Origin of the sequence: Sphingorhabdus sp., from assembly GCF_029865925.1 — a bacterium.
Lineage (GTDB): Bacteria > Pseudomonadota > Alphaproteobacteria > Sphingomonadales > Sphingomonadaceae > Sphingorhabdus_B.
Genome location: NZ_JARXAI010000028.1, coordinates 1 through 16,631, shown reverse-complemented (window position 1 = coordinate 16,631; position 16,631 = coordinate 1). Strand labels below are relative to the sequence as shown.

The following is a 16,631-nucleotide window of genomic DNA, read 5'->3' as shown; positions in this document are numbered from 1 at the left end:
TGATCGCTTTAGGCAGATGCGACCCGATTTGTTGGTAACCTCGTTCGATAACTTTGGTTGAATTTTTATCGACGCTGTGAAAAGCAGCATGGATGAAAACCCATATCCTCATCACCGGTGCCTCGCGCGGAATCGGCGCCGCCATTGCTGCAAGCTTTGACCCAGCCACAACGACCGTGGTCGCAATCTCCAGCAAGGACGGCGACCTGAACGACCCCGCAGTGCCCGCACGACTTTGGGCCGACGCGCTTTCAGCTTTAGGCGGCCGCATCGATGTCCTCGTTAACAATGCTGGCGTTTTTGAAGAAAATCCCATCACGCGAGCCCACGCGGAATGGTTGGCAAGCTGGGACCGCACCATGCAAATCAACCTGACCGCCAGCGCTGACCTATGCCGACGCGCGGTGCTGCATTGGCAAGCCAGCGGGGCATCGGGCCGCATTGTCAACATCGCCAGCCGCGCGGCATATCGGGGCGACAGCCCTGCCCATTGGCATTATGCCGCTTCAAAGGCAGGCATGGTCGCGATGACCAAATCAATCGCGCGCGCTTATGCCAAAGATGGTATTTATGCCTTCGCCATCTGCCCAGGCTTTACCATGACAGGAATGGCTGAGGATTATATGGCAAGCCGCGGTGGCGACAAATTGCTCGCCGATATCCCACTGGGTAAAGTTGCAGATCCCGAAGAAGTCGCGGCAATCGCCAAATTCTGTTCACTCGACGCACCGCCTTCTATGACGGGGGCGGTGCTTGACGTTAATGGCGCCAGCTATGTCCGGTAATTGGAAGGTACGGTTTCCCTGTACCCGTGCGGAGGCCGAGGCAATACATGACGACGATGAATGGCTGGCATCGCTTGACCCAATGCCCACAATCGTCGCCGACGAAGTTGAGGCGTTTAACGATGACAAATGGCAGTTGGATGCGTATTTCTCCGTCAACCCAAGCAAAGCTGTCATCAATGCCGTCCAAAGCCGCATAAGCAGCGCAGCAAAGGCAAAGCCACTTGTAGAAAAGCTACCCGACGCTGACTGGGTTGTTATCAGTCAGCAAGCTTTGCAACCCGTCCATGCCGGCCGCTTTTATGTTCACACCGGTTCCAACAAAGGCAAGGTACCCATAGGCGCCACGCCTTTCCTGATTGAAGCCAGTCGCGCCTTTGGCACTGGCGGCCACGAGACCACCAGCGGCTGCTTGGCAATGCTCGACGACATGAAGCGCGCTGGCAAAAGGTTTGACCTGATCGCTGATATTGGAACGGGCACTGGCCTGCTCGCTTTCGCTGCACACAGCTTGTGGCCAAAAGCATATCTGACGGCGTCTGACATTGACCCCGTAAGTGTTGAGGTCACCTCAGGCAATGCCAATGCCAACAACGTGTCTTGCGGCGTTTCTCAGGGCCAAATTGCGCTTTGTGTAGCCGAAGGCACTGCGCACCCACTTATCGCCTCACGCGCGCCCTACGACCTTGTTACGGCTAACATTCTTGCTGGCCCGTTGATTGAACTCGCGCCCTCACTTGCAGAGATTGTAGACGATGGCGGTTCCCTCATACTGGCCGGATTGTTAAACACGCAGGCAAAAGCGGTCGTCTGGGCCTACAGACGTCAGGGTTTTCGTTTACAAAAGCGCGTTGATCGCGGCGACTGGCCATGTTTGTGGCTGGTAAAGCGCAGGTCCTATAGCTGGAAGCGTCCAACGCGGGCCACTGGTCGAACCAGCCAGCCGCCCGGCGATTTTGGAACATGGTAGAAAATCTTTAGAAAGGCCTGCTGACGTTACGCAATCAGCACATCATTCGCCAAAACCTCGCTTGCGGCGATATCAGGAAGTATGTCCAGCCGCGCGTAAAGCGGAGCGAAGTCTGTTTCCACAGTAACGGTTAACAATTCGTCGATACTGGAAATGACAAAATAGTTCTGCTGAAAATCGTCGATCCGGTAATGTGTTCGCATGACCCGAAGCAGGTCGAACGCGATACGGTTGGGTCTAGGGTCTTCCAGAGCGAAGATACTCTCGGCGTAACTTGAAACGATGCCGGCGCCATAAATGCGCATGCCGTTGGGTTGTTTAATCAGACCAAATTCCACTGTATACCAATATAATCGCGCCAGATGATCAAGCGCGCAAAAGCCAAGCGAACGCAGCCCGCCTTTGCCATAAGCCACCATATAATCGGCAAATACGGGATCGGCCGACATGGGAACATGTCCAAAAATATCATGAAACACATCAGGCTCTTGCAGATAATCCGACTGTTCCGGCGTCCGGATAAAATTTCCAGCAGGGAACCGCCGATTGGCAAGGTGGTCGAAAAACACGGCGTCTGGTACAAGGCCAGGTACAGCGACTATCTGCCAGCCCGTTGCCGCCATTAACTGTGCATTCAATTCGCGATAATCAGGAATGCCGGGACGAGAGAGCTTAAGCACATCGATACCGCGCAAAAAGGCGTCGGCGGCGCGCCCAGGCAGCATCGCAGTCTGCCTAGCAAACAGCGTGTCCCACATGGCATGCTCATCCGCGCTGAACCTGTCCCAGTTTTGCGGCACGGTCCAATCTGTATTCGCCCCGGCAGGCGGCGTTTCATAGACGTGGCTGATATTTTTCATGCCAACTGGTTACACTTGAAACCACTTGGCAGCAACCGCCCTGTGTTAGATTTACGCGCTTTCGACGATATTCGCCCAAGCGGCTTCGTCTATAACCTGAATACCAAGCGCTGTTGCTTGTTTCAATTTCGACCCCGCACCTGGGCCAGCCACGACAAGGTCGGTCTTGGCACTCACTGAACCTGCTGATTTCGCCCCAAGCGCCTCTGCTTGCGCCTTGGCCTCCTCGCGGCTCATGGTTTCGAGCTTGCCTGTGAAAACAATCGTTTTTCCCGTCCACGCGCTTTCGCGAATGTTCGACACATAAGCAGGCGGCTGAACCTCGTTCAAAAGGTCATTCCAAACCGACAGATTATGCGGCTCGTGGAAAAAACCCCCCAATGCTTCGGCGACCGCGCCGCCGACCCCGTCAATGGCCGTAACGTCCGCAATGACCCCCTCATCGGATTGTGCGAGCCTTTGGCCGACTTTGCCAACTTCGGCGACCGACCCAAAGGCCTTAAACAAATCACGCGCCGTGACGGTGCCAATATGCCGGATACCAAGGCCAAAAAGCAATTTTGCGCCATCGGGCGCACGCGTAGCTTCAATCGCTGCCAACAGGTTATCCACAGACTTATCCTGCCATCCGCCGCGCGATAGAATATCACTACGGCGGCTGCGCAACCGGAAAATATCTGCAGGGCTTTCGAGCCACCCAAGATCGAAAAACTCTTGAATGGTCTTCTCGCCAAGCCCTTCAATGTCCAGCGCGCCGCGACTGACAAAATGGATGAGGCGTTGCACCCGCTGTGCCGGACAAATCAACCCGCCAGTGCAGCGCACATCCACCTCGCCCTCTTCCGCAACCGCTTCGGAACCACATTCCGGGCAAAGTGACGGAAATGCATAGGCAGAACGCGCTGTCTCACGCGTCAGGTTCTCCACGATCTGGGGAATGACATCCCCTGCCCGTTGCACCAACACGCGGTCACCGGGGCGCACCCCCAGACGGTAAATCTCGTCACGGTTGTGCAACGTAACGTTGGACACCACCACGCCGCCCACTGTAACGGGCGCGAGACGGCCGACAGGGGTCAGCTTACCGGTGCGACCCACCTGAATATCGATTTGCTCCAGCGTTGTTTCCGCGCGCTCTGCAGGGAATTTATGCGCGATCGCCCAGCGCGGTGATTTGGCGACAAAGCCAAGCCGATCTTGCCAATCCAAGCGGTCAACCTTGTAGACAACGCCATCAATGTCATAGGGTAAATCCGCGCGGCGCCGCTCAATGTCTGCATAATGCGCCAAGGCGGTTTCAACATGGTCGAAACATAATAACAACGGCGACACAGGCACACCCCATGCCGCAATCGTTGCCATAACTTTGCTTTGGGTATCGAAGGGTAATGCGCTTACTTCACCCCAGCCATGTGCAAGAAAACGTAATGGGCGCGACGCCGTTACCTTCGCATCCTTTTGCCTTAGCGACCCAGCAGCTGCATTGCGCGGGTTGGCAAAAAGCTTTCCGTCCTTTGCTTTTTGCGTTTCATTGATCGCGGCAAAGTCGGACTTCGCCATGTAAACCTCACCACGTATCTCGAAGATATCTGGAACGTGGCCTTTGAGCTGTTGTGGAATGTCCACGATGTAGGCGACGTTGGCGGTCACATCTTCACCCACGCTACCATCGCCGCGCGTCGCGGCCTGTTTCAGGACACCTTGTTCATATCGCAACGACAGCGAAAGCCCATCAATCTTGTCCTCCGCTGTCATCGCAACATCTGCATCTGCTGGCAGGTTCAAAAACCGGCGGACCCGGGCAACAAAATCATGGATGTCCTGCGCCTCAAACGCATTGTCGAGGCTCATCATCCGCTTAGCATGGGTGATCTTCTTGAGGCCCGAACCTTCCACCGCAGCGCCAACCTGTTTGTTGGGGCTATCCGCGCGCACGAGGTGTGGGAATGCCATCTCCAGTTCCGTATTGCGGCGCACCAGCGCGTCATATTCCGCGTCAGATATCTCTGGCGCGTCTTCGGCATGATAACGCTTATTGTGGTACGAAATCTGTCTCGCCAACCGCATAAGCTCATTGGCTGCATCTGCTTCAGTCACGCATCCACTCCGGCAAAAAATAAACGCACTGGTTTACACTATTTCCAACAGGCGCTCTGCCTGCGCTCTAGCCTCATCGGTCACCTCTGCCCCAGAGAGCATTCGTGCGATTTCCTGCCGACGTGCCTCGGCATCAAGCAAGGTGACACCGGTCCGTGTTACAGTGCCCTGGCTGGATTTCGCGATAAAATAATGCGCCTTCCCCTTTGCAGCGACTTGCGGGCTATGGGTAACAGCCAATAATTGCGTGCGGGTGGCCAAGCGCGCAAGGCGTTCGCCAATCGCGGCGGCTACAGCGCCACCCACACCTCTGTCGATTTCATCGAAGATAATCGTGGCAGCGCCCCCTTCTTCCGCCAAGGCAACTTTCAGCGCCAAGATGAAGCGGGACAATTCACCACCAGATGCAATTTTAGCCAGCGGCGCAAATGGCGCGCCGGGATTGGTCGAAATCAGAAACTCGACGCGGTCCATGCCATATGCGGTCCATCGGTCTTCGGGTAACTTCTCCACTGCCGTTTGAAACTGCGCGGCATCAAGTTTCAGCGGGGCGAGCTCGTTTTTAACGGCTGCATCCAACTTTACCGCAGCCGCCGCCCTGGCTGCGGACAATGCGCTCGCGGAATGAACATAGGCATTGTGCTTTGCCGCCTCCTCAGCCTCAAGCAAAACAAGTCCTTCGCCTCCGGCCTCAATGGACTGCAACTGTGCCGTCAACCTTTCCTGCAAGGCGATGATGCCATCGGGGGCGATATTATGCTTACGCGCCAGTGCCCGCAGCTCGAACAAGCGCTCCTCAATCTCGTCAAGCCGTGCTGGTTCATATTCGATAGCGCGTGCCGCCGCGTTCAATTTATCTTCGGCATCGCTTGCTTCAATAACGGCGCGGTCCAGTGACGTCAGCGCTTCGGCCAATAAGGGGTGGGCATCCGCCAATCGGTCAAGCTTGCGGGCTGCACTGCGAATGAGTGACAGACCACTTTTGGGTCCGTCAAAACTTTCCAGCACCGTCTTTAAGTCTTCGGCAATGCGCTCGCCCTTTTGCATGTCGGAACGTTCACCAGCGAGCTGCTCTTCTTCGCCTGGCTGCGGATGGAATGCCGCGAGTTCCAAAACCGAATGTTCAAGCCACTCACGATCACGCGCCGCATTTTCTAAAGCCTCGCGGGCAATATCGAGCCGAGATTTAGCATCCTGCCATGCAGCAAATTTGGCGGAAACGGTTGCGGTATCGCTTCGGCCAAAAGCATCCAACAAACTGCGATGCCCGCGTGCGTTCAACATACCGCGATCATCATGCTGGCCGTGGATTTCGACCAAAGCCGCCCCGACTTCCCGCAAAAGTGCCGCCGAGCACGGCTGGTCATTGATAAATGCTTTGCTACCGCCATCGGCCTTTACGGACCGGCGAATGATTAAAGGCTCATCCATCTCAATGTCGATGTCGTTCTCTGCAAGCAACGCCGCAACATACGCGGGCGATTCAAAGCTGGCCGTTACTTGCGCCTTTTCCGCGCCTGACCTTACAAGCCCGCTATCCGCGCGCGCGCCAAGCGCAAGACCAAGCGCGTCTAGCAATATAGATTTACCCGCCCCGGTTTCACCCGTGAGAACGCCAAGTCCGCCTGCAAACTCTAGGTCCAGTGCCTCGATCAGCACGACGTCGCGGATCGAGAGCCCCGTTAGCATGGCATTACGCGGCGGGCGCGTTCTTCTGCATTAGGTTATAGGCACGGGCATACCATTCGCTGCCCGGATAGTTGGCGCCCAGCACGGCCGCTGCCTTCTTTGCCTCTTCCGGCACGCCCATCGCAAGATAGCTTTCGGTCAAGCGATACAGAGCTTCTGGTGCGTGCGTGGTCGTGTCATATTTCTCAACCACTTCGCGGAAGCGCAACGATGACCCGAGCCACAGCGCACGGCGTTGATAGAAGCGGCCAATTTCCATTTCCTTGCCGGCCAAATGGTCACGAACAAGATCGATCTTCAACGTCGCATCAGACGCATAACGCGACGCGGGATAACGACGCTGCACTTCACCAAGAGCTGCAAGCGCCTGTTCGGAAATCTTCTGGTCGCGAGTCACATCGCTAATTTGCTCATAATAGGACAAAGCGATCAGATAATAGGCGTAAGACGCATCCTTGTTGCCGGGGTGGATCGACAGAAAGCGGCGCGACGATTGAATCGACTCGTTGTACTTCTGCGCCATATAGTAACTGAACGCGCTCATCAGCTGAGCACGGCGCGCCCAAGGGGAGTAAGGATGCTGGCGCTCAACCTCATCAAACAAAGCTGCGGCAACTTCATATTGCTTGTTATCAAGCTTGTTCTTGGCCGCTGCATATAGCGTATTCACGTCACGCGCGACATAACGGGTATTACTGCCCGGCTTTGCCCCACCGCCGCCCAGACCGAGTACGGCGCAACCAGAAAGCATGGAAGATGCGGCCAATACCGCCACGGGCACGAGGAATTTTTTGTTCATGAATGTTCCCTAGATAATCTTGTCCGCTCCGCCAAGCCTTTTGCTTCGCTCTGCGCATAAAGACCGCAGAACCGTGGCGGAAACCTCCTGTATCGGTCATGAACTGTTTACGGATGAAATACGAAAAAAGGGGCCGCCGAAGCAGCCCCTTTCCTCTCTATCCTTTTACAGGATAATCAGTGTGGGCGAAGTACCGCCACAAGCCTTTTAGGCTTAGTCTTTCAAGAAAGCTGGCACATGGTCGGGATCGCCCCCGCCCTTGTTTTCGCCTTCTGAACGCTCTTGGCGTGGACCACGGTCGCCGCGGCCTTCACCACGTCCACCGCCATCACGACGCGGACCACGGTCGCCACGGCCTTCGCCGCGTCCACCACCGCCGCCTTCACGACGGGGCCCACGATCGCTGCGCTCGCTTTTTTCGCGGGGTGGGCGTGTGTCTTCCAACTCTTCACCGGTTTCCTGGTCAACGACGCGCATCGACAGGCGAACCTTGCCGCGCGGATCGATTTCCAGAACCTTAACCTTAACGTCCATGCCTTCACTGACAACGTCCGTGACCTTCTCAACGCGCTCGTTGCGCATTTCGCTGACATGGACGAGACCGTCCTTGCCGCCCATGAAGTTCACGAATGCCCCGAAATCAACAAGGTTCACGACCTTACCGTCATAGACCTTGCCGACTTCTGCTTCTTCAACGATGCCGGAAATCCACTTACGTGCAGCTTCGATCTGCGCAATATCGGACGACGAAATCTTGATAAGACCTTCATCATCAATATCGACCTTTGCACCGGTAGTCGCAACGATTTCGCGAATGACCTTGCCGCCGGTACCGATGATGTCGCGGATCTTCGCTTTGTCGATCTGCATTGTTTCGATACGTGGAGCGTGCGCGGACAATTCACCGCGGGCTTCGCCCAGCGCCTTGGCCATTTCACCAAGGATATGCGCGCGGCCTTCCTTGGCTTGGTTCAATGCAGCTTCAAAGATTTCGCGGGTAATACCGGCGATTTTGATGTCCATCAGCATCGTGGTGATGCCTTCTGATGTACCCGCTACCTTGAAATCCATGTCGCCAAGATGATCTTCGTCACCCAAGATGTCGGACAGAATGGCGTAATCCTTGCCTTCAAGAATAAGGCCCATTGCGATACCGGAAACCGGGCGCTTGATTGGCACGCCAGCGTCCATCATTGCAAGGCTTCCGCCGCAAACCGACGCCATCGACGATGAACCATTGGATTCGGTAATGTCGCTAGTAATACGGATTGTGTAAGGAAACTCATCCTTGGTTGGCAACACGGCGTGCAGCGCGCGCCATGCAAGCTTACCATGGCCGATGTCGCGGCGGCTTGGTGCGCCGAAGCGTCCCACTTCACCAACGCTGTAAGGCGGGAAGTTGTAATGCAGCATGAAGTTTTCATAATGCAGGCCACCAAGACCGTCGATCATCTGCTCTGCGTCCTTGGTACCCAAGGTGCAGGTCGCGATGGTCTGCGTTTCACCACGTGTGAACAGCGCCGAACCGTGTGAACGTGGCAAGAAATGCGTTTCTGCCAAGATTGGACGGATTTGCGAAGTTGTGCGTCCGTCGATGCGTGTACCGTCCTTAAGGATTGCCCCGCGCACGATTTCAGCTTCAAGCTTCTTCATCAGTTTACCAGCGGCCATTTGGTCCTGCGGGCTTGCATCGGTGAACGCTACCTTCGCAGCAGCGCGCGCCGCATTTAGTGCGTTTGAACGTGCCGACTTGTCCGTCAGCTTATACGCTGCGGCAATATCCTTACCGATAAGTTTCTTGAGCTTGTCCTTAGCAGCTGACAGATCAGCCTGCTCAGCCATTGCCCAAGGCTCCTTCGCAGCTTGCTCTGCAAGCTTGATGATTGCCTTAACGACTTCCTTACATGCGTCATGCGCAAACAGGACGGCACCAAGCATGATTTCTTCCGAAAGCTCATTGGCTTCGGATTCCACCATCATCACTGCGTCATAAGTCGCCGCAACGACCAGATCGAGGTCGCCTTCGGCTACCTGTTCGTCGGTTGGGTTCAGAATATATTCGCCGTTCAGGTAACCAACGCGTGCTGCGCCGATTGGGCCCATGAAAGGAACGCCCGAAATGGTCATTGCGGCCGACGCGGCGACGAGCGCCAGAATGTCAGGCTCATTCTCGCCATCATAGCTAAGAACTTGCGCAATCGCATTGATTTCGTTGTAGAAACCTTCTGGGAACAACGGACGAAGCGGACGGTCGATCAGACGCGAAACCAGCGTTTCCTTTTCGGTCGCACCACGTTCACGCTTGAAAAAGCCACCGGGAATACGGCCAGCTGCGGAATATTTTTCTTGGTAGTGAACGGTTAGCGGGAAGAAATCCTGACCATCCTTCACTGACTTTGCGGCGGTAACCGCGCAAAGCACAACAGTTTCACCAAGCGACGCCATAACAGCGCCGTCAGCTTGACGAGCAACTTTGCCCGTTTCGAGTGTCAGGGTTTGTCCGCCCCACTCGATTGATACAGTTTTCGTATTAAACATAGATTTTCCTCTGACCCGCATGCCCAATGCGATGCGGGGCCTCTTGAGTTGCGGACACACCGATCCGCCGCGGATGGGGCATTTTCGAGCCCCGATGGCAGTCCAGCCTCATTGCTGGAATGCCCTGTTCATGCTCCCCCAAAACATATTCAGGAGACGCAATACGCAAACGGCCCGCCAAAGCGGGCCGAGAGTGAATTTACTTACGAAGACCAAGCTTCGCGATAAGGGCGGCATAACGCGCGCCGTCGATTTTTTTGAGATAATCGAGAAGCGAACGACGCTTGTTGACCATCTGGAGAAGACCACGACGCGAATGATTGTCCTTGTGGTGATCTTTAAAATGGGAAGTCAGGCCATTGATACGGTCAGTCAGGATTGCAACCTGCACTTCTGGTGATCCGGTATCGTTAGGCTCGCGTGCGTGCTCTTTGATGACCTGGGCTTTACGTTCTGCAGTAATCGTCATATTTTTCCTTCGAACATCATGGAGTAAGGTTAAAGCCACGGACGGTTTTCAATGTTCCGTCGATGTTCTCCACCAGTGCGATAGGACGCAAATCTGCGCCCCTCGCCCAATGTAGCCCATCTTTCATGGCAATCCCGGTCAAGACGCGGCCCTGTTGAACCGCCCTTACCTGTTCCGGGGAGAGATCCAGAGCCGGGATGTCGTCCAGCCCTGCCTCTATCGGCAAGATAATGTCTTCTTGGACGGCTTCTTGGCCGAATGCATTCAGTTTGTCTAGCGAAATCGCGCTTTCTAGGGCGAACGGCCCGGCACGCGTGCGGCGCAGCATCGAAACATGCCCAACCGTCCCAAGCGCATGCGCGATGTCACGCGCTAGGCTGCGGATATATGTGCCTTTGGAAACGTCGGCGGTGAGTGTGACCGTATTCAACAGGTCGTCACGCTGAATGAAAGATTCTGGAACGCCAGTCACCGCAATTGAAACACGTTCAGCATGACTGACGGAAATGTCGTGGACCGTCACTACGCGCGACTTCATTTCAATGACCTCACCTGCCCGAGCAAGGTCATAGGCGCGCTTTCCATTTATTTTAATGGCGGAATAAGCAGGTGGAATTTGCTCTATCTGGCCAGTGAACTTTGGAAGAACAGCCTCAAGCTCTCTCATCGTCGGACGATGGTCAGACGTAGCGACAATCTGCCCTTCGGCGTCCAAGCCGCTGGTTTCAATCCCAAAACTTATGGTGAAATCATAGGTCTTGGATGCATCAAGCATGCACCCGCATAATTTGGTCGCTTCGCCCAACGCGATGGGCAGTACGCCAGTTGCTAGCGGATCAAGTGTCCCGCCGTGCCCGACCTTAACTTTGCCAAAGCCAGCGCTACGCAAATTGCGCTTTACGGCTGCAACCGCCTGCGTTGAGCCGAGCCCGAGCGGTTTATAAAGGATGATCCAGCCATGCATGCTGATCTATCGTCCTGCCCGCGCCTCATTAAAATGTTTGCGGCACATCGCAACATAGCGATCGTCGCCACCGATTTCAGTTTGCGCGCCATCGACTACAGCTTTGCCAAATTCATCCACGCGTAAGTTCATTGTCGCTTTACGACCGCAATCACAAACGCCTTTCAACTCGATCAAATTGTCTGCGATCCCAAGAAGTGCAGCTGAACCAGGAAACAGCTCACCCTGAAAATCGGTGCGCAGGCCATAGCATACCACCGGAATGCACGCCTTGTCCGCAAGGCTGGCCGCCTGCCATACCTGCTCCTTTGTTAGAAACTGCGCTTCATCGATCAGCACGCAAGCCAAAGGTGTTTCCTGCTGCTGGGCAAGCACTGCCTTTTCAATATCTATGTTGGGTTCAAACCGGCTTGCATCACCCGCCAAACCAATACGCGAACTGATGGCGCCGAAACCGGGGCGATCATCAATTGCTGCGGTCCAAAGCATTACCGTCATGCCGCGCTCGCCATAATTGAACGCCGCCTGCAACAATGTGGACGATTTGCCGGCGTTCATCGATGCATAATAGAAATACAGCTTTGCCATTACGTAGCGTCGCCAGCTTGATCGCTCACCTCATCCTCCGTCAGGTCCTGCTGAACCTTTGGCTGCGACAATAAGCCTTCGATATGGGTTGCTTGGTCAAAACTATCGTCCGCGAGGAATTTCAGCTTCGCGGCGTATTTCATGCTCACACGGGCAGCGACTTCCTTCTGGAAAAACGCTGTGTTGGTGCGCAGAGCCTTAAGGACGACAGCTTCGTTCACCCCAAGCAACGGTTTAATGAACGCTGTCGCGTGCCGCAAATCAGGCGACATCCGCACTTCAGTTACGCTTACACTATGGCTGTTGAGGATATCGTCATGCACCTCTCCACGCGCGAGCAGTTCCGACAATATATGCCGGAATTGCTCACCCACGCGCAGAAGGCGGACCGAGCGGCCCTCAGGGCCTGTATCGTTATGCTTAGCCATAATTCACGACTCTCAGGACCGAGCTAAAATCACAACGTCCGTTCACGCTCCTCGATCTCAAAGACTTCAAGCATGTCGCCTGCCTTGACATCGTTGGTATCCGCCAAGACGACACCACATTCGAGGCCAGCACGGACTTCGTCGATATTGTCCTTGAAGCGGCGCAGCGATGCAATCGTGGTTTTGGACACAATGACGTCTTCGCGGGTAAGACGCGCGTAAAGGCCCTTTTGGATGATACCTTCTGTGACCAAAAGACCAGCAGCCTTGTCGCGCTTGCCCGATTTGAAGACATCTTTTACTTCGGCACGCCCAACGACGGTTTCGATAATTTCTGGTCCCAATTCGCCCGCCATTTCCTTAGCGATGTCTGCGGTCAGGTGATAGATCACGTCGAAATATTTAAGACGTACGCGGTCACGCTTGGCCAAGGCGGCTGCCTTGGCGTTTGGACGCACGTTGAAACCGATAAGTGGCGCGTTCGAAGCTGCGGCAAGCAACATATCGGATTCGGTGATGCCACCAACACCCGCCAGCAATACGCGGACCTTGATATCGTCAGTCGAGATATTGTTGAGCGCAGTGACGATCGCTTCGACCGAACCTTGCACATCGCCCTTGATAACCACCGGATATTCCATCGCACGCGTTGCGGACAGATTATCGAACAGATTTTCAAGATTTGGCGTGACCTGCGCCGTGCGGACTTTGGTCGACTGTTCCTTACGGTACAATGCAACTTCGCGGGCGCGGGCTTCGTTTTCAACCACCGTAAGAACGTCGCCTGCCGATGGAACACCGGTTAGGCCAAGCACTTCAACAGGTGTCGCGGGGCCAGCTTCCGAAACTTGCTGCCCCTTGTCGTTCACCAAAGCCCGAACCTTGCCGCTTTGTGCGCCGACAACGAAGATATCGCCGCGCTTCAGCGTGCCGCGCTTCACGAGCACGGTTGCTACAGCGCCGCGGCCCTTGTCCAATTGGGCTTCGACGACAACGGCTTCAGCCGCGCGATCGGGATTGGCCTTCAATTCCATGACTTCTGCCTGCAAAGCTAGTTTTTCAAGCAAGGTATCAAGGCCAGTTTTCTTGAGCGCCGAAACCTCGACGTCCTGAACTTCACCGCCCATAGCTTCCACGACAACTTCATGCTCAAGCAGACGCTCACGCACCTTTTGTGGATTTGCGCCTTCCTTATCGACCTTATTGATGACCACGATCATCGGCACATTGGCAGCCTTGGCATGCTTAATGGCTTCAATCGTCTGCGGCATCAGGCCGTCATCGGCTGCCACGACCAAGATCACGATATCCGTTACCGATGCACCGCGCTGACGCATTTGCGTGAACGCTTCGTGCCCTGGGGTATCGAGGAAGGTGATGACAGAGCCATCCTTTGCCTTCACCTGATACGCGCCAATATGCTGGGTAATTCCGCCAGCTTCGCCAGCTACAACATTTGCACCGCGCAAGGCGTCCAAAAGCGATGTCTTACCATGGTCGACATGCCCCATCACGGTCACGACCGGAGGACGTGACTTCATCGTTTCAGTCGCGTCTACGTCCTCATCATGAACGATATCAATGTCGGCATCCGACACGCGTGTGATGTTGTGGCCAAACTCTCCGACGAGCAATTCTGCGGTATCTTGGTCGATGGTTTCGTTGATCGTGACGGGCATGCCCATCTTGAACAGCGCCTTCACAAGATCACTGCCCTTTTCCGCCATACGGTTAGCAAGTTCTTGCACCGAGATGGTTTCTGGCACGACCACATCGCGTGTTTGCTTGACCTGTGCCTGCCGGTTGCCTCCGCCATGCGAACGTTTTTCTTTTTCGCGCGCACGCTTCAGCGCCGCAAGCGAACGCGCGCGCGCGCCATCGTCGCCTTCAAGCGCACGCGTAACGGTTAGCTTGCCAGATTGGCGGCGGTCATCCGCTGCACCACGCGTTGGGCGCTGCGGAGCTTTTTTGACGTCTTCACGCTCACGCTCAGGGCGCTTTGGCGCTTCAACCGGCGAAAAGCGACGCGGCGCGGGGGACGCACCGTCCTTGTTTGTATCTTCAGCGAGGGGTTCGACCGGAGCAGTTACGACAGGAATAACATCTTCTGCAACGGGTGGTGGAGGCGGCGCAGCAGCGGCCTCCTGACGATTTACTTGGGCGCGTTGGGTGCGTTGTTCAGTTTCCCGGCGGCCGCTTTCTTCAAGCATTGAAAGGCGAGCTTCTTCTGCCTCGCGCAGCAACTTTGCCTGACGCTCCTGACGGCTCAGCATATCATTGCCGGTCGGACGTGGCGCAGGCGCCGCAGGCGCTGAAGCGGCTACAACAGGCGCCGGCGGTTGAGGTTCTGCGACTTCCGGCTCGGGTGCGTAACCTGGTTTGCCCACGAGACGCTTGCGCTTCACCTCAACCACAACCTTATTGGTGCGGCCATGGCTAAAGGTCTGTTTGACTTCCCCCGACTCCAGCGAGCGGCTCAAAGTGAGCGGCTTGCGCGTCAAAGTCGGCTTATTATTGGTATCATCACTCATCGAAACAGAACCCGTCCTTACTCAGTCAATTGCGGAGATGTCAGCGTCATTGCTCCGCAAGTCCACTGCCGAAGCAGCGGAATCCTGAGGTGCATTACTGCATCCTTTGAAATTTAGCCAGCGTCCAAGATGATGCATCACCCTGTCCGCCGCTTTTTGGTTAATCAACGCGACATGTACAGCATTCTGCCGCCCAAGCGCCGCCGAGAGTGCATCTCGGTCTACGGGCAGTTTCAAACCGCCCTTTCCGGAACCTTCGGCACCCGCACCGACCCGCCAGGCCTGGTCACGTTTGCCACTGCCGTCGGCACTGGCGTCGGAAGCGTGCAGCAACAGCCGGACCTGACCGCTGCGCGATGCGGAATCGATCTTCTCTGCCCCCAAAATAAGGTGCCCTGCCCTTGCTTCCAACCCCAACCGATCCAGAAATGCCTTTTCGAGCCCGCGATCAATGCGGCCAGTCAGGTCATCGATAATGTCGATTTTGTCAGTTTTGAACGCGCGACGTAGCAAGCCGGCAAGCTTGCCCTTGGTGAGCGCTTTAGACAATTCTTCGCCGGATACGCCAATCCATGCACCACGGCCGGGCGCCTTCGCGAACAAATCGGGGGCAATGCTGCCATCGGGGCCGAGCGCAAGCCGGATGAGCTGGGAACGAGTCCCATGCTCACCTGACAATATGCACTTCCTTATTGGGGAGTGTCGGTTCTCATTGAGAGTCGTCCGCTGCAATCGCGTCCTCCTCTTCGAACCAATGTGCGCGGGCAGCCATAATAATTTCGTTGCCCTGCTCTTCCGAAAGACCAAAAACCGCTAGAATGCCGGCCTTGTCTTCCGTACGATTACGGCGCATCTCACGATCGCTTCGTTCGTTCCGGCGCGGCTCGCGTGCCTTTTGAATCAGCTCGTCGGTAGCCAAGTCAGCAAGATCGTCGAGCGTCTTGATGCCAGCCTTGCCCAGAACCACCAGCATCGCTTCGGTCAGGATTGGCAATTCCGCAACGGCATCTTCCACGCCCAATTCGAGGCGTTCGGCTCGGTTAGCCTCTTCGCGACGATCCAACGCTTCTTGTGCACGGCTCTGGAGTTCTTCGGCCAGACCTTCATCAAAGCCCTCGATTGCGGCGATTTCCGACGGATCGACATAAGCGACTTCTTCGAGTTCACTAAAGCCCTCGGCGACCAGCAACTGGGCAAGTGTTTCATCAACGTCCAACTCTTGCTGGAACATTTCGGAACGCTCGACAAATTCCTTCTGCCGCTTCTCGCTCGATTCCGCTTCGGTCATGATGTCGATGCCACGACCAGTCAGCTGCGATGCGAGACGGACATTCTGTCCGCGCCGGCCAATCGCAAGGCTTAATTGATCGTCAGGAACAACAACTTCGATGCGGCCTTCTTCTTCGTCGATCACAACGCGGCTCACCGTTGCTGGCTGAAGCGCGTTTACGATGAAAGTTGCTGTATCTTCCGACCATGGAATGATGTCGATCTTTTCGCCCTGCATTTCCTGCACGACGGCCTGAACGCGACTACCTTTCATACCAACGCAAGCGCCAACGGGGTCGATGCTGCTATCGTGGCTGATCACACCGATCTTAGCGCGGCTGCCCGGGTCGCGAGCAGCGGCCTTGATTTCGATGACCCCGTCATAAATTTCGGGAACTTCCTGCGCGAACAATTTCTTCATGAAATCAGGATGCGCGCGGCTCAAAAGGATTTGCGGGCCGCGATTTTCGCGCTGCACCTTCATGATGAGCGCACGGACGCGATCACCACCGCGCACAACTTCGCGAGGGATCTGTTGGTCACGGCGGATAACACCTTCTGCCCGGCCAAGATCGACGACAACATGGCCAAACTCGACCGATTTCACCACGCCTGTGATAATTTCGCCTGTACGATCCTTGAAC

Annotated in this window: 14 protein-coding genes; 2 read left to right on the top strand and 12 right to left on the bottom strand. The window is 55.6% G+C overall.

Annotation, left to right across the window (positions count from 1 at the left end; all coding sequences use genetic code 11):
- The first annotated feature begins 92 nt into the window (after positions 1-92).
- Together QE270_RS02950 and QE270_RS02945 are read left to right on the top strand one after the other, a co-directional pair.
- Positions 93-785, top strand: a complete 693-nt coding sequence (locus tag QE270_RS02950; RefSeq protein WP_300034923.1) for an SDR family oxidoreductase — start codon at positions 93-95, stop codon at positions 783-785.
- Complete coding sequence (locus QE270_RS02945) at positions 775-1,755, top strand: 50S ribosomal protein L11 methyltransferase (RefSeq protein ID WP_300034920.1); 981 nt, start codon at positions 775-777, stop codon at positions 1,753-1,755. Before QE270_RS02950 ends, QE270_RS02945 begins: the two co-directional genes overlap by 11 nt.
- A 26-nt stretch (positions 1,756-1,781) precedes the next feature.
- Here the strand turns inward: QE270_RS02945 and phhA are convergent, their stop codons facing one another.
- The 12 genes from phhA to nusA form a co-directional block, all read right to left on the bottom strand.
- Positions 1,782-2,615 (bottom strand): phenylalanine 4-monooxygenase, encoded by an 834-nt coding sequence (phhA, locus tag QE270_RS02940; protein ID WP_300034917.1) that lies wholly within the window; start codon positions 2,613-2,615, stop codon positions 1,782-1,784.
- Positions 2,616-2,666: 51 nt separating this feature from the next.
- The gene (ligA, locus tag QE270_RS02935; protein ID WP_300034914.1) at positions 2,667-4,712 is read right to left on the bottom strand and encodes an NAD-dependent DNA ligase LigA; all 2,046 of its coding nucleotides are present in this window, start codon (positions 4,710-4,712) and stop codon (positions 2,667-2,669) included.
- A 33-nt stretch (positions 4,713-4,745) separates the two neighbouring features.
- Positions 4,746-6,401 (bottom strand): DNA repair protein RecN, encoded by a 1,656-nt coding sequence (recN, locus tag QE270_RS02930; RefSeq protein ID WP_300034911.1) that lies wholly within the window; start codon positions 6,399-6,401, stop codon positions 4,746-4,748.
- A gap of 4 nt (positions 6,402-6,405) precedes the next feature.
- Positions 6,406-7,200, bottom strand: coding sequence for an outer membrane protein assembly factor BamD (locus QE270_RS02925; protein WP_300034908.1), 795 nt, complete (start codon positions 7,198-7,200; stop codon positions 6,406-6,408).
- A 213-nt stretch (positions 7,201-7,413) separates the two neighbouring features.
- Entirely contained in the window at positions 7,414-9,738 is a 2,325-nt protein-coding gene (pnp, locus tag QE270_RS02920; protein ID WP_300034905.1) for a polyribonucleotide nucleotidyltransferase, read from the bottom strand.
- Positions 9,739-9,937: 199 nt separating this feature from the next.
- Entirely contained in the window at positions 9,938-10,207 is a 270-nt protein-coding gene (gene rpsO / locus QE270_RS02915) for a 30S ribosomal protein S15 (RefSeq protein ID WP_300034902.1), read from the bottom strand.
- Positions 10,208-10,223: 16 nt separating this feature from the next.
- Positions 10,224-11,171 carry a tRNA pseudouridine(55) synthase TruB gene (gene truB / locus QE270_RS02910; RefSeq protein WP_300034899.1) on the bottom strand — a complete coding sequence of 316 codons (948 nt, stop codon included), beginning with the start codon at positions 11,169-11,171 and terminating at the stop codon, positions 10,224-10,226.
- 6 nt (positions 11,172-11,177) lie between these two features.
- On the bottom strand, positions 11,178-11,759 hold the full coding sequence (locus QE270_RS02905; protein WP_300034896.1) for a thymidine kinase: 582 nt from the start codon (positions 11,757-11,759) through the stop codon (positions 11,178-11,180).
- Complete coding sequence (gene rbfA / locus QE270_RS02900) at positions 11,759-12,187, bottom strand: 30S ribosome-binding factor RbfA (protein WP_300034894.1); 429 nt, start codon at positions 12,185-12,187, stop codon at positions 11,759-11,761. Before rbfA ends, QE270_RS02905 begins: the two co-directional genes overlap by 1 nt.
- A 29-nt stretch (positions 12,188-12,216) precedes the next feature.
- Positions 12,217-14,718 carry a translation initiation factor IF-2 gene (gene infB / locus QE270_RS02895; protein ID WP_300034891.1) on the bottom strand — a complete coding sequence of 834 codons (2,502 nt, stop codon included), beginning with the start codon at positions 14,716-14,718 and terminating at the stop codon, positions 12,217-12,219.
- A 21-nt stretch (positions 14,719-14,739) separates the two neighbouring features.
- Positions 14,740-15,396, bottom strand: a complete 657-nt coding sequence (locus QE270_RS02890) for a DUF448 domain-containing protein (RefSeq protein ID WP_300034888.1) — start codon at positions 15,394-15,396, stop codon at positions 14,740-14,742.
- A 31-nt stretch (positions 15,397-15,427) separates the two neighbouring features.
- Positions 15,428-16,631 (bottom strand): transcription termination factor NusA (nusA, locus tag QE270_RS02885; RefSeq protein ID WP_300034885.1); only part of this gene is annotated, 1,204 nt, incomplete at its 5' end.